Source organism: Allopseudospirillum japonicum, from assembly GCF_900108915.1.
Classification (GTDB): domain Bacteria; phylum Pseudomonadota; class Gammaproteobacteria; order Pseudomonadales; family Halomonadaceae; genus Pseudospirillum; species Pseudospirillum japonicum.
In genome coordinates this window covers 87,422-112,312 of sequence record NZ_FNYH01000002.1, presented here as the reverse complement: position 1 = coordinate 112,312, position 24,891 = coordinate 87,422, and the positions used below count along the sequence as shown (strand labels likewise).

Annotated in this window: 25 protein-coding genes; 13 read left to right on the top strand and 12 right to left on the bottom strand. The window is 45.2% G+C overall.

What is annotated here, in order from left to right:
- Positions 1-56: 56 nt before the first annotated feature.
- Positions 57-260 (top strand): YgaP family membrane protein, encoded by a 204-nt coding sequence (locus BMX05_RS02840; protein WP_093308453.1) that lies wholly within the window; start codon positions 57-59, stop codon positions 258-260.
- A gap of 114 nt (positions 261-374) precedes the next feature.
- On the top strand, positions 375-1,337 hold the full coding sequence (epmA, locus tag BMX05_RS02835) for an EF-P lysine aminoacylase EpmA (protein WP_093308452.1): 963 nt from the start codon (positions 375-377) through the stop codon (positions 1,335-1,337).
- A gap of 147 nt (positions 1,338-1,484) precedes the next feature.
- Here the strand turns inward: epmA and BMX05_RS02830 are convergent, their stop codons facing one another.
- Together BMX05_RS02830 and BMX05_RS02825 are read right to left on the bottom strand one after the other, a co-directional pair.
- Complete coding sequence (locus BMX05_RS02830) at positions 1,485-2,432, bottom strand: porin (protein WP_093308451.1); 948 nt, start codon at positions 2,430-2,432, stop codon at positions 1,485-1,487.
- Between the two features lie 370 nt (positions 2,433-2,802).
- Positions 2,803-4,416, bottom strand: a complete 1,614-nt coding sequence (locus BMX05_RS02825; protein ID WP_093308450.1) for a CYTH domain-containing protein — start codon at positions 4,414-4,416, stop codon at positions 2,803-2,805.
- Between the two features lie 308 nt (positions 4,417-4,724).
- On the opposite strand from BMX05_RS02825, the gene BMX05_RS02820 reads away from it, so the two are divergent.
- On the top strand, positions 4,725-5,990 hold the full coding sequence (locus BMX05_RS02820) for an inorganic phosphate transporter (RefSeq protein ID WP_093308449.1): 1,266 nt from the start codon (positions 4,725-4,727) through the stop codon (positions 5,988-5,990).
- 86 nt (positions 5,991-6,076) lie between these two features.
- Here the strand turns inward: BMX05_RS02820 and BMX05_RS02815 are convergent, their stop codons facing one another.
- The 7 genes from BMX05_RS02815 to BMX05_RS02785 all read right to left on the bottom strand — a co-directional run bounded on the left by BMX05_RS02815 (position 6,077) and on the right by BMX05_RS02785 (position 12,818).
- Positions 6,077-7,057, bottom strand: coding sequence for a WD40 repeat domain-containing protein (locus tag BMX05_RS02815; protein ID WP_093308448.1), 981 nt, complete (start codon positions 7,055-7,057; stop codon positions 6,077-6,079).
- A 92-nt stretch (positions 7,058-7,149) separates the two neighbouring features.
- The gene (locus tag BMX05_RS02810) at positions 7,150-8,247 is read right to left on the bottom strand and encodes a response regulator (protein WP_093308447.1); all 1,098 of its coding nucleotides are present in this window, start codon (positions 8,245-8,247) and stop codon (positions 7,150-7,152) included.
- Between the two features lie 236 nt (positions 8,248-8,483).
- Positions 8,484-8,864: a histone-like nucleoid-structuring protein, MvaT/MvaU family gene (locus BMX05_RS02805; protein WP_093308446.1), complete on the bottom strand. Its 381-nt coding sequence runs from the start codon at positions 8,862-8,864 to the stop codon at positions 8,484-8,486.
- Between the two features lie 353 nt (positions 8,865-9,217).
- A complete protein-coding gene (locus BMX05_RS02800) occupies positions 9,218-10,012 on the bottom strand; it encodes an ABC transporter ATP-binding protein (protein ID WP_093308445.1) in 795 nt (264 codons plus the stop codon).
- 6 nt (positions 10,013-10,018) lie between these two features.
- The gene (locus tag BMX05_RS02795) at positions 10,019-10,900 is read right to left on the bottom strand and encodes an ABC transporter permease (RefSeq protein ID WP_093308444.1); all 882 of its coding nucleotides are present in this window, start codon (positions 10,898-10,900) and stop codon (positions 10,019-10,021) included.
- Positions 10,901-10,995: 95 nt separating this feature from the next.
- A complete protein-coding gene (locus BMX05_RS02790; RefSeq protein ID WP_093308443.1) occupies positions 10,996-11,994 on the bottom strand; it encodes an ABC transporter substrate-binding protein in 999 nt (332 codons plus the stop codon).
- Positions 11,995-12,290: 296 nt separating this feature from the next.
- Entirely contained in the window at positions 12,291-12,818 is a 528-nt protein-coding gene (locus BMX05_RS02785; protein ID WP_245710401.1) for a disulfide bond formation protein B, read from the bottom strand.
- Between the two features lie 152 nt (positions 12,819-12,970).
- Between BMX05_RS02785 and BMX05_RS02780 the strand changes: the two genes are divergently transcribed.
- Positions 12,971-13,432 (top strand): flagellar basal body-associated FliL family protein, encoded by a 462-nt coding sequence (locus tag BMX05_RS02780; RefSeq protein WP_177166757.1) that lies wholly within the window; start codon positions 12,971-12,973, stop codon positions 13,430-13,432.
- Here the strand turns inward: BMX05_RS02780 and yihA are convergent.
- Positions 13,429-14,112, bottom strand: a complete 684-nt coding sequence (gene yihA, locus BMX05_RS02775) for a ribosome biogenesis GTP-binding protein YihA/YsxC (protein WP_093308441.1) — start codon at positions 14,110-14,112, stop codon at positions 13,429-13,431. The two genes, BMX05_RS02780 and yihA, sit on opposite strands and share 4 nt — an antisense overlap.
- Positions 14,113-14,560: 448 nt before the next feature.
- Between yihA and BMX05_RS02770 the strand changes: the two genes are divergently transcribed.
- From BMX05_RS02770 to BMX05_RS02735, 9 genes are all read left to right on the top strand, one after another.
- On the top strand, positions 14,561-15,163 hold the full coding sequence (locus tag BMX05_RS02770) for a c-type cytochrome (protein ID WP_093308440.1): 603 nt from the start codon (positions 14,561-14,563) through the stop codon (positions 15,161-15,163).
- 123 nt (positions 15,164-15,286) lie between these two features.
- Complete coding sequence (locus BMX05_RS02765; protein WP_093308439.1) at positions 15,287-15,661, top strand: ArsC family reductase; 375 nt, start codon at positions 15,287-15,289, stop codon at positions 15,659-15,661.
- A gap of 120 nt (positions 15,662-15,781) precedes the next feature.
- The gene (locus tag BMX05_RS12450) at positions 15,782-15,931 is read left to right on the top strand and encodes a hypothetical protein (protein WP_177166756.1); all 150 of its coding nucleotides are present in this window, start codon (positions 15,782-15,784) and stop codon (positions 15,929-15,931) included.
- A gap of 66 nt (positions 15,932-15,997) precedes the next feature.
- Positions 15,998-18,796 carry a monovalent cation/H+ antiporter subunit A gene (locus BMX05_RS02760; protein ID WP_093308438.1) on the top strand — a complete coding sequence of 933 codons (2,799 nt, stop codon included), beginning with the start codon at positions 15,998-16,000 and terminating at the stop codon, positions 18,794-18,796.
- A 3-nt stretch (positions 18,797-18,799) separates the two neighbouring features.
- Positions 18,800-19,225 (top strand): Na+/H+ antiporter subunit C, encoded by a 426-nt coding sequence (locus tag BMX05_RS02755; RefSeq protein WP_093308437.1) that lies wholly within the window; start codon positions 18,800-18,802, stop codon positions 19,223-19,225.
- The gene (locus BMX05_RS02750; RefSeq protein ID WP_093308436.1) at positions 19,222-20,745 is read left to right on the top strand and encodes a monovalent cation/H+ antiporter subunit D; all 1,524 of its coding nucleotides are present in this window, start codon (positions 19,222-19,224) and stop codon (positions 20,743-20,745) included. The genes BMX05_RS02755 and BMX05_RS02750 overlap by 4 nt, the downstream gene beginning before the upstream one ends.
- Positions 20,742-21,236, top strand: coding sequence for a Na+/H+ antiporter subunit E (locus BMX05_RS02745; RefSeq protein WP_093308435.1), 495 nt, complete (start codon positions 20,742-20,744; stop codon positions 21,234-21,236). The genes BMX05_RS02750 and BMX05_RS02745 overlap by 4 nt, the downstream gene beginning before the upstream one ends.
- The gene (locus tag BMX05_RS02740; RefSeq protein ID WP_093308434.1) at positions 21,230-21,499 is read left to right on the top strand and encodes a K+/H+ antiporter subunit F; all 270 of its coding nucleotides are present in this window, start codon (positions 21,230-21,232) and stop codon (positions 21,497-21,499) included. The genes BMX05_RS02745 and BMX05_RS02740 overlap by 7 nt, the downstream gene beginning before the upstream one ends.
- Positions 21,500-21,517: 18 nt before the next feature.
- Positions 21,518-21,934: a Na+/H+ antiporter subunit G gene (locus tag BMX05_RS02735; RefSeq protein WP_093308433.1), complete on the top strand. Its 417-nt coding sequence runs from the start codon at positions 21,518-21,520 to the stop codon at positions 21,932-21,934.
- A gap of 71 nt (positions 21,935-22,005) precedes the next feature.
- Here BMX05_RS02735 and BMX05_RS02730 read toward each other — a convergent pair whose 3' ends face one another.
- Together BMX05_RS02730 and BMX05_RS02725 are read right to left on the bottom strand one after the other, a co-directional pair.
- Positions 22,006-23,568, bottom strand: a complete 1,563-nt coding sequence (locus tag BMX05_RS02730) for a phosphoenolpyruvate carboxykinase (RefSeq protein WP_093308432.1) — start codon at positions 23,566-23,568, stop codon at positions 22,006-22,008.
- A 509-nt stretch (positions 23,569-24,077) separates the two neighbouring features.
- The gene (locus BMX05_RS02725; protein ID WP_093308431.1) at positions 24,078-24,740 is read right to left on the bottom strand and encodes a histidinol-phosphatase; all 663 of its coding nucleotides are present in this window, start codon (positions 24,738-24,740) and stop codon (positions 24,078-24,080) included.
- Positions 24,741-24,891: the final 151 nt, after the last annotated feature.

The following is a 24,891-nucleotide window of genomic DNA, read 5'->3' as shown; positions in this document are numbered from 1 at the left end:
AAAATAAGATGAAACTTATTTAGATAAATCTTTTTTAATCAAATTAGAGGTGACGCATGAATCTAGATAAGGCCCTACTCGCATTTGCAGGCGTGATGGTACTGGTAAGTGTTGCCCTAACCCAATGGGTTCATCCTAATTGGATGTGGTTAACTATCTTTATTGGTGCCAATCTAGTGCAAGCAAGTTTCACTGGTTTTTGCCCTGCCGCTATGATCTTCAAGAAATTAGGCTTAAAAAGCGGATGCGCCTTCCAATAGGAACAAGGCGTCTATCAACCGTCAAAGGCTGCCAGAGCAGCCTTTTTTATTACAGACTTTTTTGCTTGCTTAATGCTAGGGTGTAGACTTTCGATTAACTAAGGAAATCTTTTTATGCCCGCGCAAGCACCCCATTGGCAACCTCGAGCTCAAATACCCCATTTACATCAGCGTGCCGCTATTTTAAATCAAATTCGCCATTTTTTTGCTCAAGCCCAAGTCTTAGAAGTCGAAGTGCCTTTTGTGGGCCGTGGTGGTAGCTGCGACCCTTGGCTAGATTCCTACGTGCTGCACACTAGCCAGCCACCTCTTTATTTGCAAACCTCGCCTGAATTTTATATGAAACGCCTCTTATGTGCAGGCAGCGGACCAATCTGGACACACAGCCGTTGCTTTCGTCGTGCTGAAGTCGGTCGTTACCATCATCCCGAATTTAGCATGTTAGAGTGGTATCGCCCTGACTGGTCACTGGCTGATTTGCAGCAAGAAGTCGAGGCCTTAGTCAATCAAGTACTCGGCACGCAAAGCAGCCAGACACTCACTTATATCGAGGCCATGCAAACTTACGCAGGTCTACACCCTTTACGTGCTAGCGCGCAAGCAATCCAGAAACAAGCGATTCAAGTGTTAGGCTATACACCACAGACAGACTGGCCAATGACAGAATATCTCGATGTTATTTTTACCCACGCTGTCGAACCCCAGTTACATCGATATCCACGCCTTTGGTTAACAGAGTTTCCTGCTGCCCAAGCTGCACTCGCCCGCACATTTACTAATACAGATGGCGATCTTGTCGCTGCACGTGCCGAGCTTTATATTCAAGGTATTGAAATAGCGAATGCTTACCATGAATTACAAGATGCCAACGAACAAGCACGGCGCTTTCAAGCCGATCGTGAACAACGTCAAGCCTTGGCAAAAGAAGATGTGCTACCGGATTACGATTTATTAGCCGCTTTAGAGGCTGGCTTACCAGAATGCAGCGGGGTGGCGTTAGGCTTAGATCGCCTGTGTATGTTGGCTTTCAAAGTGGATTCGCTGGCACAAGCGATGAGCTTTACCTGGGCTGATTAACAAAGACTTTCTTTAGAAACCGCCTACGCTAGATTTAAAAAGTAGAGGAGATTTTCGAAAATTAAACAAAAGAAAGGGCATCTGCCTCCGCCTGACAGATGCCCTTAGCGCTGTTATGACTGTTTGAAGCTAAAGTCGCCCCACTGCTTAGAAGGCGTACTTAACGTCCACTTGGACAATGTGGTCTTTAGAATCAATTGCGTCGTCATACATTTTTACGCTGTATTCACCACCGACTTCAACACCATAACCTGTTTTGTAGATCAAGTTTGCCCAAGCTTGGTCATAGTCTGTGCCAGTTTCAAAATCTACGTTCTCATACACTAGGTTAGCGCGCAAACTATCATTGAATTTAACCTTGATAGCGCCGGAAACCGCATCATAGTTATCTTCATCATCGGTATAACCTGCTTGCAAGGTTGCAGAACCCAGTGACAATTTAGCGCCTGCCCCTACACGGGTTTTGGTGTCGTCTGCTTTTTCGTAATTTTGCGCTGCTAGCGAGAAAGCCAGAGGACCGAAAGCATTTGCGTACTTGATCGCAGGATCTGGACTCGTTGAATCGCCAGATTGGTTACGATCTTCAATACCCAGCGTTAGTTTACCCGCTTGACCGAAGTTCAAGGTTTTTGCTAACTGGGCATTACGCTCTAGATGCACGGATTTACCTGTCACACCAACGAAGTCTAGCGTTTCTGCCATCCCTTCAAAGGTGGAGAAAGTCGACCAGTATTGACCCGCTAACCAACCATCCCACATGACTGCAGCATGACGCATCCGTGGGTTGAGCTTAGAGTTACTATCGGTACCTTCTTGGTTACCGTAGAAATCCATCTCGATGAAGGTCTTAATATCACCGTAAGAAGTCGCTGTTTTGGTAGACAGGTTGAAGCGAGTTTGCTTTGCATGCATCAAGAAATCGTCTGCACCAGACTCTTTATCGATACTGCGAGCTTCTAATTTGACATAACCACCGATACCCACTTCCGTATTGAGGGAATCAATTTTCCAAGAAGCAGCATGAGCTGAGCTAGCCATAGCCACTGCAGCGAGAGGCAGAATCACAGTTCCGGCAATCTTATGTGCAAGTTTCATAGAATTGCTTACCTTTTTATTTGTTTGTTGTTGTTATTAGTGGATGGTGACGAACACGCAAGCAACACCTTGATAGTGCCGACATCACCTAACTGAAATACGAAGCTAAATGCAACAAGGTGTTTACAAATGTTAAATACCTTGTCACGCGGCTTGTGTTGAGATTCGCATAAAGGTCACAAGACTGTCAATGATCATTAACGGCGCGTTACCTACCTCAAAATGCACTATCAAAGTGCTCCTTTCAGTAAAAATTTACCGCAAAAGCGGTCAGGTTTGCGCCTTTTTGGTCTTCTAGCAGGACTTTTGCGCATAAAATGCCTTATTTAAGCGTCACCTTGTATGCATAAAATCCACACGAAAATACGACCTAAGTCGTAGCCGAAACATTTAAACCATGAGCTAAACGGCTCAAATTTAATAAGTGCTCACGAAAACCCTGCGTCAAATGTTGGGTACTTTGTTGCGTCTGCGGCGTTAAATTCAATAAAATCTGCCATGCAGGAATTTGCGCAATCCCTGCTTGCAGTTGTAATAATCCTTGAATGTCTTTGACGTGTGCAGGCGTTGGATAACGCCAACAAATGACTAATTTGTCGACAAAAGTTTGTCGAGCTAACCAATCTTGCGCCACCAAGGGTTGTTTAGGCCAACGCATAGTCTTCACGCTTTGTGCATAAGGGCGTAGATGTTGTTGCCAATAAGTTTGCCAATCTAATCTAAGACTGGGTGTACTTTGCACTTGTTGCAAGCCTTGGTGTACAAGTGCCATTAATTCGATCCAAATTCTGGCAAAATCAGCATTTTCCTGCACCTGGCGATAGTAAGCCCGACGCACCATAGGAGGTAAATACACTAGTCTCACCCAATTTTTTTGCTGCTTTTCTTGCTGCTTGTTTGTTGATTGAGTGTCTTCTATAACATCCCATTCTGTCAGTACTTTTTGTGGCAAAGGCCAATGTTGTTGGCTATAAGGGCGCTGCAATAAGGCTGCAATCAAAGTTTGCGCATCCACTTGCGTACTAATTAAACCTTCTTGCGGTAATTGCACCTGCCACCGGCTAGCTAGGCTTTCGCTTTGTAGGCTGTCCCATAAAGGCCCATAAGCGATTTCTAAACGATTTAGGCGCGAACGCAAATCATAAGTACTGGCACGGCCATGCAAATGACTCCAAGCATGTAACAAAACCCTCACTTGGCGTACAGCATCTATCGCAACACCCAACGCTTGCCAACGATCATACCCTTGAATTTCTTCGTGTGCACTTTGCCAGCGGCTTGCGTGATAACTGAGTAAATCTGCCAACACTTGTACGGCAGGCGTTTGCGCCTGCCATTGTGGTCGATCTGGGCTATAAGCATGTTGCTTAGGCTGCAACAAACGCAAAGCACGCTGGGCTTTACTAATAGGGCTTAAATGCAACGCAAGGTGACTGGCCAAAACTTTTGCTAATGCAAACAAGGCTTGCGGATCGCCATCGAGTACTTCTAACTCAAGCTCACTGAGTCTTTCTTTACGCCCGCCCGCCTTCACTTCGCCTTCATCTAAAACGACTTCAATTTTGGCATAAGGACGCGCCCAAGAAAGGACCCAAGTCGTCCGTTGAAAATCAGTACGAAATGTCTCTTGTAAAGACAACTTTTGCCAATCCAGCACAGGCAAGCTGCTCTCCTCTTGTTGCAACTGCATTAAGGCAGCCACATTTAAGCCAGCATCTTGTGCAAGAGGCCATTCCCATTCACCACGTTGATGCACGCCGCCTTGACTGCTGCCTTTCGTTTTTAATGTTTGTACACTGTGCATACCACAACGACGAATACGCAAAGCCATTTTGTGTTGGTTAAGTACACCATCTGGGGTATCAAAGTAGAGGTTTTGCAAAGTTTGGGTATCAGGCTGTTGGCCTTGTAACACAGGATGCTGGCGCAGTCTTGCAGTGTGCTGTGGGGCAAGTATCAATTTGAGTTCAATCTCATGCGCCATAAAAAATCTCCATTATCCCGCCTTAGATCAGGCTTTATTTTCAATAGGGTGTCGAAAAAATTAAATTTCGATTAAATTTTAAAGGCTTTTTCGGTAGGCTTGCGGCTAGCAGGGCAAGAGCCGAGGGCCATGCTTTATTTAAGTGCATTGTGAAGGCTTAAGAAGACCCTTGTCTTGTTCAGCTCCACGCTGGTTATCGCTCTGCTAAGGATGCCTGACTAGGTACAAAAAATCTTCTTTACCTACTGGGTAAATCCCTTTAAAGAGCAAGCGCAGCCTGATTCTTTCATTTTATTAGCGGTTTTTTTATGTCGATCCTTATTGAACATGCCAATACCTTTATTGTACTGGCCTGCATCTTCGGCTTTTTCATGGCTTGGGGGGTTGGGGCCAACGATGTGGCAAATGCGATGGGTACCTCTGTTGGTTCCAAAGCAGTCACTATACGCCAAGCGATTATTATTGCGATTATTTTTGAGTTTGCGGGCGCTTGGTTAGCCGGTGGAGAGGTAACAGCCACCATACGCAAGGGCATTATTGATGCGGAAATTTTAGCCCCTCAACCCGAGCTGCTTGTGTATGGTATGTTGGCTTCTTTACTTGCCGCAGGGATTTGGTTATTAATCGCATCACACAGAGGTTGGCCTGTTTCTACCACACATTCTATTGTGGGGGCGATTGTAGGTTTTGCTGCTGTAGGGATTTCTTTCGATGCCGTCCATTGGGAAAAAGTGGGTACGATTGCTGCCAGTTGGATTGTCTCACCTTTAATGTCCGGCGCGATTGCGTTTGCACTTTTTTATAGCGTACAGCGTTTAATTCTCAACGCACACGATCCTTTTGCAAATGCCAAACGTTATGTACCTATCTACATGTATTTAGTGGGCTTTATTGTCGCTATGGTCACCTTTACTAAGGGACTTAAGCATGTCGGCCTGCATTTAAGCTTTGTCGAAAGCTTATTCTATGCCATGTTAGTGGGTGCTTTTGTCACTTTTATTGGCGTCCTGCTGGAGCGCAAAGTAAAACGCCAAGACACACAAACACCCGACTGCCCTTTATCCAATGTTGAGCGCGTTTTTGGTGTTTTAATGATGTTCACTGCATGTGCCATGGCATTTGCACACGGCTCCAATGATGTCGCCAATGCCGTTGGTCCTTTAGCAGCAGTGGTCGGAGTGGTGAACTCTGGGGGGTTGGTTGTTGGTAAAACAGGTATTCCTGCATGGATTTTGCTGTTGGGCGCTTTAGGGATTGTGGCCGGTTTGGTCATGTATGGGCATAAAGTCATTGCTACCATAGGCAACAATATTACTGAACTCACACCCAGCCGTGGTTTTGCAGCAACCTTAGCTGCCGCCATTACTGTCGTGATTGCCTCTGGTACTGGCCTACCTATTTCAACCACACACACACTTGTGGGCGCTGTATTAGGTGTCGGCTTGGCACGTGGTATAAGTGCCTTAAACTTGCGTATGGTCCATACAATTTTTATTTCTTGGATTGTTACCCTACCAGCAGGCGCAACGCTCGCAATTATCTTCTTCTTTATCTTGCAAGCAATTTTTTCTTAATTGTTCAACAAGCTATCCTCCTATTTGGAGGATAACTTTTCTCGTCTGCTTTGGTAGCTCAAGATCCCTTTCAGCCGGTAGGTAGGTCAAAGTTGATAACTCCAACCGTTCGAACCGGCTGCATAAATGCGTCCGTCACGGCCATAGGCGACATCTAAAATCACGACCCCAGAAGGCTTCCAAGGATCTTTGCGCGTTGCTTGCCAGGTTTGTTGTACTTGATCATGGATAAACTCTTTAATCAAACCTGTGGTTGTTCCTATCACCAAACGGCTGGGATCCTGTGCAAAACGTGCACTCGTATAGCTCACGCCACCATTAGCGCCCCATTTGCTGGCACTTAAATCCCACTGTTGTTGTGCCTGTAAATCAATAAGCTGCGCTTGTCCGCCTTGCGCACCAGCAAATAAACGTTCCCCTTGTGCACTAATCGCCAATGTACGGATCTGGTTATCAAGCGTTAAACTTGCGATCTCTTGGGCCTGCATAGGAGTCTGCTGGCTAAAGTACCAGAGCTTCACTGTGCCATCACGAGCACCTGCAGCAAGCCAACGACCGTCTTGGCTCATAGCGATTTTACTAATCCGCTCAGGTAAGCGCGTTTGCCAAATACCCTGACCTTGTGGATTACTGACCAGCACCCCGCCATCTGCCATACCTGCAGCAATATACTGACCACCTGAGGCCAGATCAGTAATTTGATCTGGCAAGCTAACAAAAGCCATCGATTGCCCTGTTTGCGCATTCCAAAGCACCATATCACGTTCACGTGCAGTGGCACCCAACCGCATATCTGGGCTAAGCGTCACTTGATCCAAAACAGAGTACTCGTCTTTGTGATTCCAATTAAACAAACGTGCGTGATCTTGTATACGCCACAAACTCCCACCATGATAAATGGAAGCAATTAAAAGATGCGTGCCTTCTGCTGAGAGGGCAGCATCATAACTACCTTGCACAGCATTTTCCCACACCTGAGTTGGCTCTTGGCCACTTTGACAAGCCACTAACCAAGGCAGACATAAGGAAAGCAACAACCAAGTACGTAAACCTTGAGTAATAGGCATCCTTGAGCCTCCTTTGACTAGGATGAAATCTTTATGCCCTGAAAGTACAGGAACCTAGAAAGATATTCTTTTATATTAACGTTTTTTGGTGATTAATCACCATCTGTATACTTGGCAGCTATCTCACGAAATGTTTCTTGTAAAGTCACAAACGCATCCACCATATCTGGATCAAAGTGACTGCCTCGGCCTTCACAAATCAAGCGGCAGGCTTCTTCATGAGAGAAAGGCGCTTTATAAACCCGCTTCGAGATCAAAGCGTCATATACATCTGCTACCGCCATTAAACGCGCTGAGATAGGGATTGCTTCTCGTGCTAACCCCTGTGGATAACCACTCCCATCCCATTTTTCATGGTGACCATAAGCAATTTCACGCGCAAAACGTAAAAAAGAACTGGGTTTATCTTCGCCAAGTTCTTGTTCTGCCGCTAAAATCGCATCACGACCATAAACAGCATGCAGCTTCATGATCGCAAATTCGTCTTCGGTCAGGCGTCCAGGTTTTAACAAAATATGATCCGGAATCCCCACTTTGCCAATATCGTGTAAGGGCGCTGATTTAAATAGCAACTCTATCGTTTCTGGAGTGAGCTCCCCAGCAAATTTAGGCTGCTGACTTAAATAATCGGCTAAGGCCTTAACGTAATATTGAGTCCGTCGAATATGGTTACCCGTTTCGTTATCGCGTGTTTCTGCAAGCGAAGCCATGGCACGTATTGTTACCGCTTGCACTTTTAATAACTCTTGTGTGCGTTCTTTGACTTTCTCTTCTAGTACAACATTCTGATTTTCTAAAATCTGACGCGCTTCACGTAATTCCAGATGTGTGCGCACACGAGCACGCACCACGCTTGGGCTAATGGGTTTGGTCACATAATCTACTGCACCAAGCTGAAACCCCTTGGTTTCATCTTCATCAGCACTCATTGCGGTCACAAAAATTACCGGAATATGCTGTGTCCTTGGATGACTTTTAAGCTGACGGCAAACTTCATAGCCATCCATCTCCGGCATCATCACATCAAGTAAAATCAGGTCAGGCAATACTTCACCTTGCACTCTTTGCAAAGCCTGTGGACCACTTTTCGCTACTAGCAGACGATAATCAGGCTTGAGCAACTCGACGAGCAAGTTGATATTCATGGGTTCATCATCCACAACCAGGATGCGTTTACTCGTATCCGCCATGATCGACCTCACTTGGCAGTGCGTCCAAAATAAAAACCCTGCTATCAGGAGTTTACAACAAAGTGTTTTGTACAAAAGATTTTTGTTGTGCTATTTAAACATATAATTTAACAAAAAGTGCCAATAACCGCGAACAACAAAAATTTTTAGTTACACTTTTTATTAACACATAAAAAATCCCCGCAAGGCACCTGCCCGACGGGGATATAAACTGCTCAATTGTGTGGAAATAAGGCTTAAGCGCGCTCTTCTACCAGCCAGCTTTCTACAGTGTCTGCACCGTATTCTTTTTTCCACGCTTTAAAGATGTTGTGGTTACCGCCACGAATCGCAATTTCTTCATTGGTGTGTGGATTACGGTAAACTTTTTCTTTACGAGTACGACGCTTGCGTACAGGAGCTGCAGCAACGGCTACGTTAGGCGCTTCGTTTGGACACAAGACTTCAATCACATCTTGAGGACCAAAACCGTAAGTGTCCATTAACTCTTCTAACTGCTTTTTAAATTCCAACTCTTGCTGCAATTCTGTGCTATTTTCTAGCTCACGCAATTGGGCGCCAAGTTGCTTTAATAGACGCTCAGTTTCTAAATAATCCTTCAACTTCTTTTTATTCATCGGATGTTATCCTTCAATTCATAAGGGTTTAGTATTCAAGAATCCAATCAGAGTACCTATCCTCGCAGTTCATACTCAACATCAGTATCAACAGCGCCCCAATATTGGGGAAATCTTACTTTAACCAGATCATTCTGGATATTTGCAATACAGTGAATCTCGTTTTCTAGTGTCATACACCAACTAATTCTGTGACAAATATCACTAAAAAAAGATATAAAATGCGAAACACTAGAGGGGTTTAAACTCAAATCACGTTCAGCGGCAAATAATACACTTTTTTACCTATAAATGACAAGTTATCTTGTGACTTTTATATTTGTAGCCTATGAACTTCATCTTATCAATAAAGATTATCCTAAAAGCAAAGCATCATCGCTGAGTTCTTCACCAACATTATGTGAAAACAAAGCTAATAAATCTTTTACTTCCAGCGCTTTTCTTTGTTCACCCGAAACGTCAAATACTAGCTTACCTTCATGTAACATAAGCGTTCTATCACCAACAGCTAAAGCCTGGCGCATAGAGTGAGTGACCATTAAGACAGTTAAATTTTGTTGTTTAACAATTTGTGCCGTTAAATTAAGTACAAAAGCTGCTGTTTTAGGATCTAATGCTGCTGTATGCTCATCCAACAATAAAATATCTAGCGGCTGTAACGTGGCCATTAATAAGCTTACAGCTTGACGCTGCCCACCTGACAGCTGTCCCATTAAATCTTGCAAACGATTTTCTAATCCTAAACCTAAGGATGCCAAACGCTCACAAAAAATCTGCCTATACTCATATTTTAATGCACGGTTTAAATGTCGTTTTTGACCACGCTTAATCGCGAGGGCAAGGTTTTCTTCAATACTTAAGTGTTCGCAAGTTCCTGCCATGGGATCTTGAAACACACGTGCAATCCAAGGTGCTCTTTGGTGTGTTGCCAGTGCACTAATATCTCGTTCCCCAACATATAAACGCCCCGCTTGGGGATGGACTTCACCAGCAATCGCATTTAATAAACTTGATTTACCTGCACCATTACTGCCAATCAAAGTGACAAACTGGCCATGAGGAATACTTAAGTTAAAATCCTTAAATACTTGCTTTTGTAAGGGAGTATTAGGATGGAATACTAGGCTCAAGCCTTCAATACGTAGCATCTTCTCTCACCTTTTACTTAGGGGCTTTTTAAAGCGAGGGGCAACAATGGCTAAGGTTACTAACACAGAAGTCACTAGGTTTAAATCTTGCGCCTGTAGTCCTAAAGCATCTGTATTCAATGCCAAAGCGACTGCTAGACGGTACACCAGAGCACCGATTAAAACAGCCACAACCCAACGTGCTAAGCTGGTTGTCGCTATTAAGGCTTCACCACCTATCACAGCCGCTAAACCAACAACAATCACCCCAACACCCATAGTCACATCCGCACTACCTTGCGTTTGCGCAAAAAAAGCACCAGCTAAAGCGACTAAAGCATTCGCCAAGCCTATCCCCAAGATAGTTAAGTACCCAGTATTCACGCCTTGCGCGCGTGCCATACGCGGATTTGCACCCGCTGCACGCATTGCCAAGCCTGTTTCTGAGTGCATAAAAGCAATCAAACCCCAGCAAATCAGCGCGACAACTAAAGCAAGAAATAAAGGTGCAATTAAATAATAAGGAAGTGGCAAAGCTTCCCAAGGGGTCAGTACAGTGGTTTCACCTAATAAGGCAATATTAGGACGTCCCATAATACGCAAGTTGATTGAGTACAAAGCGATCATGGTCAAAATTGAGGCTAATAAATGCAGAATTTGTAAGCGCACATTTAACCAAGCAGTAACACTGCCTGCAACAAAGCCTGCTCCCATCGCAATACAAGTTGCCCACCAAGGATGATAACCTGCGACAATAAGACTTGCAGCCACGGCTGCACCCAATGGAAAACTGCCATCCACGGTTAAATCAGGAAAATTCAATACACGAAACGCAATAAAAACACCAAAGGCAACTAATGCAAAAATAAGCCCGGTTTCAATCGCCCCAAAAAATGCAATAGTGCTCATGGCGAATACGCATCTCCTTAGTAGCAAACGCCAAAACGTTAAACGGACTTAGAAAGTCTTCCAAGTCCGCTCAGCCGTGGCAATAAATCAGATGATTATTTAGGTTGGGCGTAAATTTGCTGTGCTTGCTGAATTAAAGCATCAGGCAAATTCACTTGCATTTTCTCTGCTGCATCTAAATTTAAATGCAGTTCTAACTTATCTACAGTTTCCACTGGTAACTCTTGTGGGGAGCGCCCCGCTAAAATACGACTCACCATAATTCCAGTTTGGCGTCCCACTTGATAATAATTGAAACCTACCGCAGCCAAAGCACCACGCTTTACTGAATCTGTATCCCCTGTAACTAAAGGAAGATCCGCTTGCTCTGCTACTTTAATCACAGCTTCTAAAGCGGAAATCACCGTATTATCAATCGGTAAATAAATCGCATCAACACGCCCAACCAAAGAACGGGCCGCCATCAAGACTTCTGAGGATTTGGTTGCTGCAGCTTCCACGAGCTCAACTTGTACGGCCTGCGCCGCAGTTTGTAGCTCCTTGACTGAAGCCACTGAGTTAGCTTCACCTGGATTATAAATTACACCAACACGCTTGGGATTTGCTTCTGGAATCAGTTCAAGCACCAATTGTAAATGCTGATCCAAAGCCAAGCGATCTGTCGTCCCTGTAATCCAAAGCCCTGGCTGATCTAAGGCACTAACTAACTTGGCACCCACAGGATCTGTCACTGCAGCAAAGATAATAGGTGTATTGCGCACAGCAGCCGCCAAAGTTTGCGCCGAAGGTGTGCTAATCCCTATCACAGCATCAAGCTGTGCACCCGCGAACTGACGTGCAATTTGCGCAGCGGTTGCACTATTGCCCTGCGCATTTTCATAGTGCCATGTGATATTCGTTGGTGTGTAACCACGCTCAGCTAATTCGTCGTAAATCCCTTGCCGGATCGCATCTAAGGACGGATGTTCAACAATTTGTGTAATCCCTAGATGATAATGCGCACCTGCTTCCGCCGCTAAGCTCGCAGGGGTTTGATAAAGTGCTAATGTCGCCAACAAGGTGGCAAATAACCCTGATTTAAAAGGCTTGAACATCCGAAAATCACCTTGAGTTCATTGTATAAGACCAAGCAGGATTCAACTGCTTGAGAAGACTGCAGAATATACACACTTATTGGTCGCAGCACCAATTCTCTAGTCGCTTTTTGTATCTAAAAGCCACATTAAAATTTGTCATTTTGGTGAACTTGCAAGAAAAATCAGCTTACTAAATTACTCGGGTTATTTTTGTACTGCAAGCTTTATCCAAATCAAATGTGGATGAAAGCCTACATTTTTCTTGCATTGTTTTAGTAAAGGATCTTATTGGACATTTCTTTGATCACAAACAGTTAAGTGTGACGTTTTATCTGCCAAGCTAAGATTCCATTAAAGCCGACTAAAGCAACAAAACCGAATAAGGTCCATGCAGGAATAGATAAACCAAGCCAAGCCGCGCTTATTTTCGCACATTCACCACTGCCACTGAGAATACTTGTAAGCACATCCCACAAAGGAAAAACATCCAATAAATAATCCAATCCAGGACCACAAGCAGGTACTTGATCTGCAGGCAAAGATTGCAACCATAAATGGCGTCCTGCTAATACAATACCTGCAAGCCCCCCTAGTGAGGGCAATAAATGCCAATACCAGTTTTTAGGTTGCCAAATTGCTAAACAGGTAAATAACACCAAAGCCGTAAATAAGGCGATACGCTGCAAGATACATAACGGACAAGGTTCTAGTTGTAGTACAAATTGCAGCCAGAAAGCCACCGCAAACATAAAAACACACACCACAATACCTAATAGATGCCAACGCCTTGGGTGTTGATTGAGTCCAGCCACGAGACAAGATAGGCTTGTTTGGATAGACACGAATAGGTCTCCTTAAAAAATTTCAATAAAAACACTCGCTCTCAACACAGGCGATCACCTTGTATAAGCGTGGGCAAGCTTGCATAAATTCCTTTATGATGGGCAAAATTTTATCTTACTTTGATCATGCTGCCTTGCAGGAGTGTATTGACATGCCAAGCTTATTAACTCACCCCTTAAATACCCTTGCCTTCAACCGCAACTTATTGCAGAAGTTCCTTAGTCCTTTTGCACTGATCCTTATGCTTTTTGGTGCACCTTGTGTGCAAGCAGCGGCCTCTGGTGGTGAAGGTGCCATTACTTATGTCCAGTTGGAACCTTCTTTCGTAGTCAATTATGGTGGCGAAGGGCGTCTTAAATATCTAAAAACCGATATTACTCTGGTCACTAATGGCGGCTTAGCGGAAGATGTGGTCAAACAGCACCTACCTTTATTGCGCAATCAGTTAATGATGTTACTCAGCCGCCAAACGGATGAAAGCGTCACCACCAATGAGGGTAAAGAACGTCTACGTAAAGAGGCACTTGAGGAAGTGCGTCAAACGTTAGAAAAAGAGGTACAACACCCTGTCGTTGAAGACCTCTTATTCACCACCTTTATTTATCAAGGTTAGGCTTGATTAGAACCACTGGGAATTTCTGTGGTGTCGCCAGCGACGCCACATTCTTTTTCAAGCACTGCAGCTTCTAGCAACCAAGTATCTAGCACCTGTTCTAGGGTTTGAATACCTTCACGCTTGAGAGAAGAAAATTTTTGCACACTCACCAAATCCGCCCAACCGGCTTCTGCAAGGCTTTTTTGTACTTGGAAGAGTGCATTTTTAGCTGCACCTGATTTCAACTTATCTGCTTTGGTGAGCAAAATATGCAAGGGTAAATGGCGTTCATCTGCCCATTGCAGCATCATTTGATCAAACTCAGTGAGTGGATGGCGAATATCCATCACCAAAACGACGCCTTTTAGTTGATGTCTTTGATGCAAATACTCACTTAAATGGCGCTGCCACTTTTGTTTGACCGCTTCTGGTACTTTCGCAAAACCATAACCGGGTAAATCTACCAGATAATAAGGATGCGTCCCTAACTGGAAAAAATTAATCAGCTGAGTACGCCCTGGCGTTTTACTCGTACGGGCTAACGATTTATTACGCGCTAACGTATTAATTGCACTTGATTTACCAGCATTGGAACGCCCTGCAAAAGCAACTTCCGCTAAGGGGGTTGTCGGGCACAAAGCTAATTTAGGTGCGCTGGTGACAAACTGTGCACTGGCATATTTTAGTGAGCTAGTCATGGGATGAAGATTCTCTTATTTAAAAAGCCGAAACGAGTAGAAAAACGGCCTATTTCTCGCCCTACAACTAAAGGGGAGATAATCAGGATTCCAGTTTGGAAAACGATTAGTATATAATGCCATCACTTTTTGTATGGTAGCACAGGGTTCATATGTAGCTGGATCCATGCCATCTGAATGCTAACAAAGCTAGGCCGCTGATTTCCATGCAATTGCTACCTTCATGCCAGTGCTACCCTTGCCTCTAATTCTCAGGCAGAGGCCGCTAAGTAATAATATGTTGCGATGTCGCATGGTTGTGGTAACGTGACCTGCATGTCCTTTTAACCTGCCTTTGCGCCTTTAAGCTTGCCTGTACGTGCTTGGTCGCGTCCTGTGTTGAGTAAGGCAAGATCCTAGGTGTCAAGGGTGAATAATTTCGATAATTAACGGCAAGATTGGATTAGCGATGAAAAAACTATTCTTAGGCTTGGCAGTCACCATGAGTATGGTTGGTTATACTCATGCAGCAGGCGTCCCTCAAGCTGGGCAAGCAAAATCTGCAGTCTGTGCGGCTTGTCACGGCGCTGAAGGCGTCAGCATGGTTCCAACTTTCCCTAACCTTGCAGGTCAGCATGAAAGCTACCTAGCAAAACAAATCCGCGAAATTCGCGACGGCGCACGTGTTGTACCAGAAATGGCCGGCATTGTGGATCACCTCAGCGATCAAGATATTGCAGATATCGCTGCTTTTTATGCCTCTAAGCCTAAAAACCTAGGTCAAGCTGACCCTGCCCTAGTCGAAAAAGGTCGTGAGCTTTATCGCGCAGGTGATATGGCTAAAGGCATTCCTGCCTGTACTGCATGTCACAACCCAACAGGTATGGGTAACGCACTAGCGGCTTATCCGACCGTATCTGGTCAACATCCGACCTATGCGGTAACTCAGCTGAAAAAATTTGCCACTGGCGAGCGTAACAATGATCCTAACGCTATGATGCGTACCATTGCTGCGAAAATGAGCGATGCTGAAATGGAAGCGGTGGCTAGCTACCTCTATGGTTTGCATTGATATCTAGCTGATTTTTTTAGCTTCTTATCTCCTCCTAGGCCTTTGGTGATGGTTTTGTTAGATCACAAAACCAACAACCAAGGGCTTTTTATTTGTCAAACGCTAACGCATTAGGAAAAACTTATGCAAAGCTTTCTTTACGGCATCCCAAACTGTGACACAGTACGCAAAGCACGCACTTGGTTAGAGCAAGCCCAGATTCCCTACACCTTCTACGATATACGTACACAAGGCCTATCTGCAGATTTAATCCAGACTTGGATTGCTTTATTTGGGTGGCAAGCTTTAGTTAATAAACGCTCAACCACATGGCGTCAATTAACAGATGCACAAAAAGCTGACCTCAACGAACAAACACTGATTCCCTTATTAATAGAATATCCGACCTTGCTTAAGCGTCCCTTATATCAGGATACACAAGGTGGCTTACTGGGTTTTCAAGCTCAACAATGGCAGGCGTATTTTGCGAATCATCAAGAGAAACATCCTTCAATTTGACCAGAAAGTGCAAATCCCAATGTGCATCTTGTACCCAGATTTAAACTCACGTACCTTTGAGGCATCTTTTTTGCATTTGTAAGCACTTCAGCTACAAAACCACACATATAGGATACTCACTTGCATTCTCGGAATTATTTGCCTGTCTATGCTGGTGTAGGCGTACTCTTAGGTTATTTAAGCCTCTGGCCGCGTTTGTGGTCTGTCCTTGCCTTGCGCGCGTTACGCCGTCCTTTCTTTACTGATCCACCGCTAGGTTCTAAGCATTGAAGGCGTTAAAGTAACTGCACTTGCGTTATTAATTTAGGTTCTACTAAACCAACCTTCGAGGTGGATATGCTCCTCTCAGCCTTGCTTATTTTACCCCTGTTAGGGGTGTTGGTGCCTTTATGGGCTCATCAATACGGGCGTACCCGTTGCGCTTGGGCAACAGCCGCAGCACCCGCACTCGCTTTACTGATTTTATTTCTTAACTTGCCCGGTATTGCGGATGGTCAAGTACTTGCCAGTCGTGCCACCTGGATACCTGCTTTAGGGCTTGAATGGCATGTACGTCTTGATGGCCTTGCTTGGTTATTTGCCTTACTCATTTTAGGGATAGGCCTGCTTGTTATCTTATATGCGCGTTATTATCTTTCTGAAAAAGATTCTATGGCGCGTTTTTATAGCTACCTTATGCTCTTTATGCTCGCCATGTTAGGCGTTGTCCTCTCAGGTAATTTAATTCAGTTATGGATGTTCTGGGAACTCACCAGTATTAGCTCTTTTTTACTGATTAGTTTCTGGTGGCATAAATCAGAAGCACGCCGCGGCGCACGCATGGCTTTAACCATTACAGGTGCCGGCGGTTTATTTTTGCTCGCTGGCTTTTTAATGCTTGGCCAAGTTGTCGGCAGTTATGATTTAGACCAAGTATTAGCACAAGGCGACCTGATCCGCGAACATGCTTGGTATCCTGCCATCTTGATTTGTGTGCTTTTAGGTGCCTTCACCAAATCAGCGCAATTCCCATTTCATTTTTGGTTACCTCATGCCATGGCAGCACCCACACCCGTCAGTGCTTACTTGCATTCGGCAACCATGGTCAAAGCAGGGATTTTCCTACTCGCACGCATGTATCCTGCATTAGCAGGTACAGAGCTTTGGTTTGTGATTGTCAGCAGTGTCGGTATGGCCACCTTACTTGTTGGTGGTTACTTCGCCTTGTACAAGCATGATTTAAAAGGTTTATTAGCTTACTCCACCGTAAGCCACCTAGGTTTAATCACCTTACTACTCGGTTTAGATACCCAGTTAGCCGCGATTGCAGCCGTTTTTCATATTATTAATCATGCGACCTTTAAAGCCTCTCTTTTTATGGCCGCCGGTATTATTGATCACGAATGTGGCACCCGAGATATGCGTTATCTCAACGGCTTATGGCGTTATATGCCCCATACGGCAGCCTTGGCTATGGTCGCTGCAGCAGCAATGGCAGGGGTCCCTTTGCTGAACGGTTTCTTATCGAAAGAAATGTTTTTTGCGGAAACCTTACAACAAGAACTCCTCGGCGGACTTTCTTGGTTGATTCCCGCATTAGCCACGTTAGCCGGTGTATTTTCGGTCGCTTATTCAGCACGCTTTATCCATGATGTCTTTTTTAATGGGGAACCCATTGGTTTAGATCGCACCCCGCATGAGCCACCGCGTTACATGAAAATCCCTGTCGAAATCTTGGTTGCCCTGTGCTTATTAGTTGGAATTTTGCCAAGTTTTACTGTAGATGGCTTATTACGCATGGCCTCTGGTGCTGTGTTAGCAACAGAACTTCCCACCTACAATCTTTCGATTTGGCATGGTTTTAACTTTCCACTGTTGATGAGTGTCATTGCTTTGATTGGGGGCATCACCCTGTACAGCCAACGCAAACGCCTCTTTTTATTCCATAGTCGCTTTGAACGTTTTGATGCTAGCGAAACCTTCGAACGACAAATGCAAAAATTTCTTGCTTGGGCTGTCAGCTTACAAGCCAAAGTCGATAATCAAAGTTTCCAACGCTACCTTTTTGCTTTGCTGAGTCTCGCCTTACTTATGGCGGCCACACCCTTACTTGATTTGTACCATTTAGAAGGTGGACGCGAGTTACACCCGCTCGATGGTGTTTCTTTAATGGGCTTTGTGCTCCTTGCTGTGGGTTCAGTGGCAACGGTGATTTGGCACCAACAACGTTTGGTCTCTTTGTTGATGCTTTCTGTAGTGGGTTTGGTCGTTTCTGTAGCCTTTGCACGTTTTTCTGCCCCCGACCTCGCTTTAACCCAATTAGCCGTTGAAGTGGTCACCGTCATTCTGCTTATGCTCGCCTTGTTTTTCTTGCCACAAAAAAGCCACCCAGATTCCAGCCCATCACGTTTAGTTCGGGATCTTGGCTTAGCGGCTGTTTTTGGCGGGATTATTGGCTCGATCAGCTATGCCTTAATGACACGTCCTTTGGACAGTATTTCCCACTTCTTCCTCGAAAATAGCAAAAGTGGCGGTGGTGGTACCAATGCAGTCAACGTGATTTTGGTGGACTTTCGCGGTTTCGATACCTTGGGTGAGATTACGGTACTAGGGATTGCCGCCTTAGGTATTTACAAGCTCCTGCTCAGGTTGCGTTTATATATGCCTGCCAGTGATGGCGAAGGCCGTGCTTGGGCCGTCGAACGTCATCCACGGATGCTAGCAACCCTGTCACAAAGCTTGTTGCCACTGGCCCTTTTGGTCTCTGTGTATATTTTCCTAAGAGGTCACAACTTGCCAGGCGGTGGCTTTATTGCAGGTTTAGTCACCGCAGTGGCTATGATTTTGCAATATGTCGCCCACGGGGTCGATTGGCTGCAACCGCGCTTACAGCATCTTAAATACCAACGTATGATTGCTTGGGGTGTATTAATTTCTACCATGACAGGGATGGCCAGCTGGTTATTTGATCGTCCTTTCCTCACCTCTTGGTTTGATTATTTACACTGGCCTTTAGTCGGCAAATTTGAGATCGCTAGTGCGATTGCCTTTGATTTGGGAGTTTATCTGACTGTCGTTGGAGCCACCTTATTGATCTTGGCCAATCTTGGCAAAATGACCACAGTTGCGCGTCCTCAACGCCAAGCGGAGGAATAATCAATGGAAGTTCTAGTTGCTTTTTCTATTGGCCTGATGACCACCTGCGGTATTTTCTTATTACTGCGTAGCCGTACTTTCCCCGTCGTTGTGGGCTTAACCTTGCTAAGCTATGCCGTGAATTTATTCTTGTTTGCCTCTGGTGGTTTATATCCAGATCACACCACAGTGGTCGATGCCAGCGCCCCTTATGCCGATCCTTTACCGCAAGCACTGGTTTTAACAGCGATTGTTATCGGTTTTGCGATGACGGCTTTTGTGGTTATTTTGGCCCTGCGTGCCCGTGCAGATTTAGGTAGTGATCATATTAACGGCTCGGCGCGGATGAAAGCCCAAATACGCAAACGCCGTAGCCCTCAAGCCCTTAAAACCAGTAAGAAATCCACTCAACATACCAAAGCACAAAAGGCCAAGGAGAACACCCCATGAGTCATTTGATTACCTTGCCGATTCTTGTGCCCATGCTGACTGGCTTGGTCATGTTGCTGCCACCAATTAATACCTCACGAACACGGCAACGTTTATTTGCTGGTGCGTCCTTGATTGTGCAATTAGTGCTCGCTATGGCACTGATTAATCAAGCGACCCAAACCCCATGGAGCTTTTATGCCATGGGCGATTGGCAAGCCCCCTTTGGGATCATGTTGATGCTTGATCGCATGAATGCCCTTTTGGTAATGCTCACCAGTATTTTAGCCTTTGCTACTTTTTTATATGCCAGTGCAGGAGAAGATAACGAAGGTGCTTATTTTCAGCCCTTGTTCCAATTTCAATTGATGGGAATTCAAGGTGCTTTTTTGACAGGGGATGTTTTCAACCTCTTTGTGTTCTTTGAGGTTTTATTGATTGCTTCCTACGCACTTTTAATGCACGGTGGCACCAAACAAAGAACCCGCGCCGGTTTACACTATGTCACTTTAAACCTTGTCGGCTCTGCACTCTTTCTATTCGCTTTAGGCATTTTGTACGGCACTTTAGGGACGCTCAACATGGTGGATATGGCTGCTAAAGTGCAGCATCTTCCAGAAGACACCGCGCCCTTAGTTGCAGCTGGCGGCTTATTGCTTTTAGTGGTCTTTGGCCTGAAAGCGGCCTTGCTTCCTTTGCATTTTTGGTTACCCCAATCTTATAGCGCTGCCGCTGCACCTGTGGCGGCTTTGTTTGCCATTATGACCAAGGTGGGTTTATACGCCATCATTCGTATTTTTAGCTTGGTTTTTGGTGAACATGCTGGAGAACTCGCGCAACTTGCGCAAGCCTGGTTATGGCCACTAGCCCTACTCACCATAGCGGCAGGTATTTTAGGGGTACTTTCCAGTCAGGACCTGCGGCGTCTAGTGGCCCATCTTGTGGTCATTTCTGTAGGTTCTTTGCTGGCTGTCACCTCCATTGGCAACGCCCAAGCCTTGGCAGCCGTTTTATACTATACCCTGCATTCCACCCTCATTAGTGCCGCTTTGTTTTTATTAGTCGATATGATCGCCAACCAAAGGGGTAAAGCAGGTTCACGCGTGGTTGCTGCGCGTCCAGTCGCACAGCCTTTAGCCTTAGGTGCTTGTTTTATGGTCGCTGGTTTAAGTATCGCAGGGATGCCGCCATTTTCTGGTTTTGTGGGCAAGGTCATGTTAATGCAAACCATGCCCAGTGCCGGCTGGATGCTCGGCTTTTGGCCGCTCGCACTCCTTTCTGGCTTGGCTACCTTGGTGATTTTCTCACGCGCAGGTAGTACCTTATTTTGGCGTGTCCACGGACAAGCCACAGAAACCCAAGGTTCACCTAAAGCACACTGGTTTGGCATGGGGCTGTTATTATCGGCCTCTTTGGTATTAACCTTGTGGGCTGCAGAACTCACCGCCTATACCCAAGTTGCGGCACAACACCTGATGCAAGTCGATACCCTGATTCAGACCTTGTTGCCACTTCATGTGCCTGGAGATCTCACACCATGATTCCAAAAACGCCTTGGTTGCCTACACCCTGGCTCAGTTTGCTACTCTGGGTGTTATGGTTATTGCTCAACTCAAGTATTGCTTGGGGACATATTTTGCTTGGGGGAATTTTGGCAGTGGTCATTCCCTTGTTAACTCATCCTTTTTGGGATCGGCAACCTGATTTACACAAGCCCTTAAAACTTGCAGGCTACATTCTTAAGGTGCTTTGGGATATCGTGGTGGCGAATTTTCATGTCGCCTATTTGATTTTATCTAGACGTCCCTTGCGCCAAGCCTTTGTCAAAATCCCCTTATGCTTAACGCAAGAATATCCGATTACCATTCTTGCCAGTACCATCTCTTTAACGCCAGGCACCGTCAGTACTGAAGTGGCACCAGATAAAACTTATATTTTGGTCCATGCTTTAGATGTCGCAGATGAAGCTGCCTTAATTGCAGAAATTAAAGCGCGTTACGAAGCCCCATTACAGGAGATTTTCCCATGCTAACTTTTGCGATTTGGGTTGGCTTTGTGCTCTTGTCTTTATCTTTGCTGCTAAATTTTTGGCGCTTGTTAGTGGGCCCTGAGGTCATCGACCGCATTTTAGCGCTCGATACCATGTACATTAATACTATCGCCCTCATTATCTTATACGGCTTATCTGCAGCCAGCGGCTTGTATTTTGAGGCGGCTTTATTAATTGCCATGCTAGGTTTTGTAAGCACGATTGCCGTATGCAAGTATCTATTGCGTGGCGATATCATCGAATAAGTGTGCAGGAGTAAAGCAATGCATTTTGAGGTTCATTTACCCTTTTGGCTAGAAGCTTTAGTTGCTTTCTTTTTGTTATTAGGGGCCGTTTTTGCTTTTATTGGCTCGATTGGCTTAGCACGCTTACCTGATTTCTATAGCCGTCTACATGCGCCGACTAAAGCCACTACTTTAGGTGTTGGTGGGATGCTTATTGCCTCTATGCTGCATTTTAGTTATGCACAAGGCAGCTTGAGCGTGCATGAGATCCTTGTAGCGATTTTTCTATTGATTAGTGCTCCTATCACTGCCTATATGCTTTCTAAAGTGGCCTTACATCATCAAAGCCCGAGTGTACAAAATACGCAGGGGCAAGATTTGCCGCAGCAACTCCAGCAAGAATGGCACAGAGAGCGCATCAAATCGAAAACAGATAAGCCTAAGCTTCCGGGCTAAGTCACGGAGTGACATAAAAAAATCCGGGGCTTTAAAACCCCGGATTTTTCATTTTCGCATCCAACAAAAAATTAAGGATTAATCTGTGGGCCTGCTTCAATAATCGCTTCGTCCACCCCTTGGAATTTTTTGAAGTTTTCCACGAACTGGGCCACTAAGCGCGCTGCTTGTGCATCATAAGCTGCGGTGTCTTCCCAAGTATTACGTGGATTTAATAAACGATCTTCCACCCCAGGAATATGCTTAGGCACACTTAAGTTCAAACCTGGTAGCTGCTCAATTTCAGCATCTTTCAAGACACCAGTTTGCACCGCATTGATAATCGCGCGCGTGGTTGGGATACTGAAACGGTTACCACCTTGGCCGTAAGCACCGCCTGTCCAACCTGTGTTCACCAAATACACCTGCGAGCCAAACTCTTCAATACGCTTAATCAATAAATCTGCGTATACGTGCGCAGGACGCGGGAAGAAAGGCGCACCAAAACAAGTAGAGAAGGTCGCTTCCAAACCACTGGAAGATCCCATTTCTGTTGAACCGACTTTCGCCGTATAACCAGAAAGGAAGTGATAGGCAGCCGCTTCTTTAGACAAAATAGAGACCGGCGGTAACACACCACTCATATCACAGGTTAAAAACACAATGGCAGAAGGCTCACCAGCGCGATTTTCTAAAACACGTTTTTCAATGTGTTCTAGTGGATAGGCAGCACGGGAATTTTGCGTCAAGCTGTCATCGTTATAATCAGGGACACGACGTTCATCAAGAATCACATTCTCTAACACAGCACCAAAACGAATTGCGTTCCAAATAACAGGCTCGTTTTCTGCTGATAGATCAATACATTTTGCGTAGCAACCGCCTTCGATATTAAAGACAGTGCCCTTGCCCCAACCGTGTTCGTCATCACCAATGAGGTAACGGCTCGGATCTGCGGATAAGGTAGTTTTCCCTGTGCCGGAAAGCCCAAAGAATAAGGTGGTTTCGCCATCTTCACCTACGTTGGCAGAACAGTGCATCGGTAGGACGTCTTTTTCTGGCAACAAGAAGTTTTGTACAGAGAACATGGCTTTTTTCATCTCGCCAGCATATTTCATGCCTGCAAGAAGCACTTTGCGCTTGGCAAAATTCAAAATCACACAGCCATCGGAGTTAGTCCCATCACGGCTTGGCTCACACACAAAGTTAGGCGCATTGAGAATTTGCCACTCGCCTTTGCTTTTTGGATTATAGCCTTCTGGACGTACGAATAAATTACGTCCAAAGAGGTTATGCCATGCGGTTTCTGTGGTCACTCGGATCGGCAAATAATGCTCAGGATCTGCGCCTACATGGAGCTCAGAAATAAAGGTATCTTGTTTGCTAAGATACTCTTCTACACGCTCCCACAAAGCATCGAACTTCTCTGCTGAGAAAGGGCGATTGATCGAACCCCAGTCGATAGCATCGGACGTGCTTGGCTCATTGACAATAAAACGATCCATAGGGGAACGTCCGGTACGCTGACCTGTGGCCACGACTAGGGCACCATTATCAGCGAGGGTGCCTTCACCCCGTTGGATAGCCAGTTCAATGAGCTGGGCATTGCTAAGGTTAGTGTACGTATTCACAGCGCTCTCGTTATTCGTCGTCATTATTAAGTGTGTCCTTCGGCTGCTGCCGATCAGCGATAAACCCATAAGTGACTGGCTGGTGAGAAAAATCTTGCCCTAGCTTATGACTAGGTAAAGCTTCGCAAGCCTTGCGCTACCATAGGGTAATACGGATAGCCAAGACATGAACCCCACGTTTGTCATTAAACGTAGGGCAATACTTATCCACAGGATGGCGCCAGCCTTAGATCACATCCCCCGAACTGGGTCGGCATACACACAGGCTGCAGCCTTAGGTTTTTGGGTGTGGGCAGTATTTTACCAAGTCGTGCCTTAAAAGTGCGCCTATTATGGCAAAAAAATAACTTAGGCGCTAAATCCTGTGTGTCCTTAGGATCAAGTACGCCAAGTTGGCTACGGATGTCTAGCCTGTCTTTATAGCAGCCTGTATAAAATACATATAAAAATCAGTTTATTAGCTGACTTTAATTTTAGCTGCGCTGCAATATCAAACCCCAATAAGCACAACTAAAGTAGTATAAATTCCAGCATTAAGCATCACGCAAAGAAATATGTGGCCAACCTTGGGCTTGTGCATAAGCACTCAGTTTGGCGTCTGCATCGACAGCAACAGGATGATCAACTTGCAGCAACAAGGGCAAGTCATTATGAGAGTCACTATAAAAATAGTGCGCGGTAAAAGGCGTTTTTTGTTCAGCAAGCCAAAGCTTTAAGCGTTCGACCTTGCCTTCACGGAAACTAGGAATCCCTGTAATACGCCCAGTATAACGCCCTTGGCTATCTTGTTCTGGCTCAGGTGCAATCAAATGAGCCACCCCCAAGGCTTGGGCAATCGGCTGGGTAATAAAGCGGTTAGTAGCGGTAATAATTAATAAGGTATCCCCTGCTTGTTGATGCTGTGCTAGCAAAGCTTGGGCTTTTGGCAACATCATAGGTTGTATTTTGTTGCGCATAAAATCTGCATGTAATTTTTCTAAAGTGGCCGGTGCTAATTGGGTGAGTGGCTTGAGTGAAAAACCTAAATATTCTTCAATATCTAAACTGCCATCAAGGTAGGCTTGATAATACTTATCGTTGGCTTCTTTATAGACTTGCGCATCGACTAAACCTTGTTCAACCAGAAATTCTCCCCATGCATGGTCGCTATCACCAGCAATCAGGGTATTATCTAAGTCGAAAATCGCTAGTTTCATCAGAGTATTCCTTTTCTTAGGTAGGTAAAACCTAGCAAAATACTAGGAGTATGCAAAATTATATGCCATTAATCAGCGGCAAATATTTACTATGCCAGTAAGATACTTCTAAAGCAGTGTGATAAAGAATCAAAATTGATGCTAGCACCTT

Excerpts from the sequence above, each read along its gene's own strand:
- BMX05_RS02745 (WP_093308435.1), top strand. The coding sequence starts at position 20,742 with ATGATTCCAAAAACGCCTTGGTTGCCTACACCCTGGCTCAGTTTGCTA.
- epmA (WP_093308452.1), top strand. The coding sequence starts at position 375 with ATGCCCGCGCAAGCACCCCATTGGCAACCTCGAGCTCAAATACCCCAT.
- BMX05_RS02735 (WP_093308433.1), top strand. The coding sequence starts at position 21,518 with ATGCATTTTGAGGTTCATTTACCCTTTTGGCTAGAAGCTTTAGTTGCT.
- BMX05_RS02765 (WP_093308439.1), top strand. The coding sequence starts at position 15,287 with ATGCAAAGCTTTCTTTACGGCATCCCAAACTGTGACACAGTACGCAAA.
- BMX05_RS02780 (WP_177166757.1), top strand. The coding sequence starts at position 12,971 with ATGCCAAGCTTATTAACTCACCCCTTAAATACCCTTGCCTTCAACCGC.
- BMX05_RS02730 (WP_093308432.1), bottom strand. The coding sequence starts at position 23,568 with ATGACGACGAATAACGAGAGCGCTGTGAATACGTACACTAACCTTAGC.
- BMX05_RS02760 (WP_093308438.1), top strand. The coding sequence starts at position 15,998 with ATGCTCCTCTCAGCCTTGCTTATTTTACCCCTGTTAGGGGTGTTGGTG.
- BMX05_RS02825 (WP_093308450.1), bottom strand. The coding sequence starts at position 4,416 with ATGGCGCATGAGATTGAACTCAAATTGATACTTGCCCCACAGCACACT.
- BMX05_RS02805 (WP_093308446.1), bottom strand. The coding sequence starts at position 8,864 with ATGAATAAAAAGAAGTTGAAGGATTATTTAGAAACTGAGCGTCTATTA.
- BMX05_RS02815 (WP_093308448.1), bottom strand. The coding sequence starts at position 7,057 with ATGCCTATTACTCAAGGTTTACGTACTTGGTTGTTGCTTTCCTTATGT.
- BMX05_RS02750 (WP_093308436.1), top strand. The coding sequence starts at position 19,222 with ATGAGTCATTTGATTACCTTGCCGATTCTTGTGCCCATGCTGACTGGC.
- yihA (WP_093308441.1), bottom strand. The coding sequence starts at position 14,112 with ATGACTAGCTCACTAAAATATGCCAGTGCACAGTTTGTCACCAGCGCA.
- BMX05_RS02795 (WP_093308444.1), bottom strand. The coding sequence starts at position 10,900 with ATGAGCACTATTGCATTTTTTGGGGCGATTGAAACCGGGCTTATTTTT.
- BMX05_RS02830 (WP_093308451.1), bottom strand. The coding sequence starts at position 2,432 with ATGAAACTTGCACATAAGATTGCCGGAACTGTGATTCTGCCTCTCGCT.
- BMX05_RS02840 (WP_093308453.1), top strand. The coding sequence starts at position 57 with ATGAATCTAGATAAGGCCCTACTCGCATTTGCAGGCGTGATGGTACTG.
- BMX05_RS02755 (WP_093308437.1), top strand. The coding sequence starts at position 18,800 with ATGGAAGTTCTAGTTGCTTTTTCTATTGGCCTGATGACCACCTGCGGT.
- BMX05_RS02820 (WP_093308449.1), top strand. The coding sequence starts at position 4,725 with ATGTCGATCCTTATTGAACATGCCAATACCTTTATTGTACTGGCCTGC.
- BMX05_RS02770 (WP_093308440.1), top strand. The coding sequence starts at position 14,561 with ATGAAAAAACTATTCTTAGGCTTGGCAGTCACCATGAGTATGGTTGGT.
- BMX05_RS02810 (WP_093308447.1), bottom strand. The coding sequence starts at position 8,247 with ATGGCGGATACGAGTAAACGCATCCTGGTTGTGGATGATGAACCCATG.
- BMX05_RS02725 (WP_093308431.1), bottom strand. The coding sequence starts at position 24,740 with ATGAAACTAGCGATTTTCGACTTAGATAATACCCTGATTGCTGGTGAT.
- BMX05_RS02800 (WP_093308445.1), bottom strand. The coding sequence starts at position 10,012 with ATGCTACGTATTGAAGGCTTGAGCCTAGTATTCCATCCTAATACTCCC.
- BMX05_RS02740 (WP_093308434.1), top strand. The coding sequence starts at position 21,230 with ATGCTAACTTTTGCGATTTGGGTTGGCTTTGTGCTCTTGTCTTTATCT.
- BMX05_RS02790 (WP_093308443.1), bottom strand. The coding sequence starts at position 11,994 with ATGTTCAAGCCTTTTAAATCAGGGTTATTTGCCACCTTGTTGGCGACA.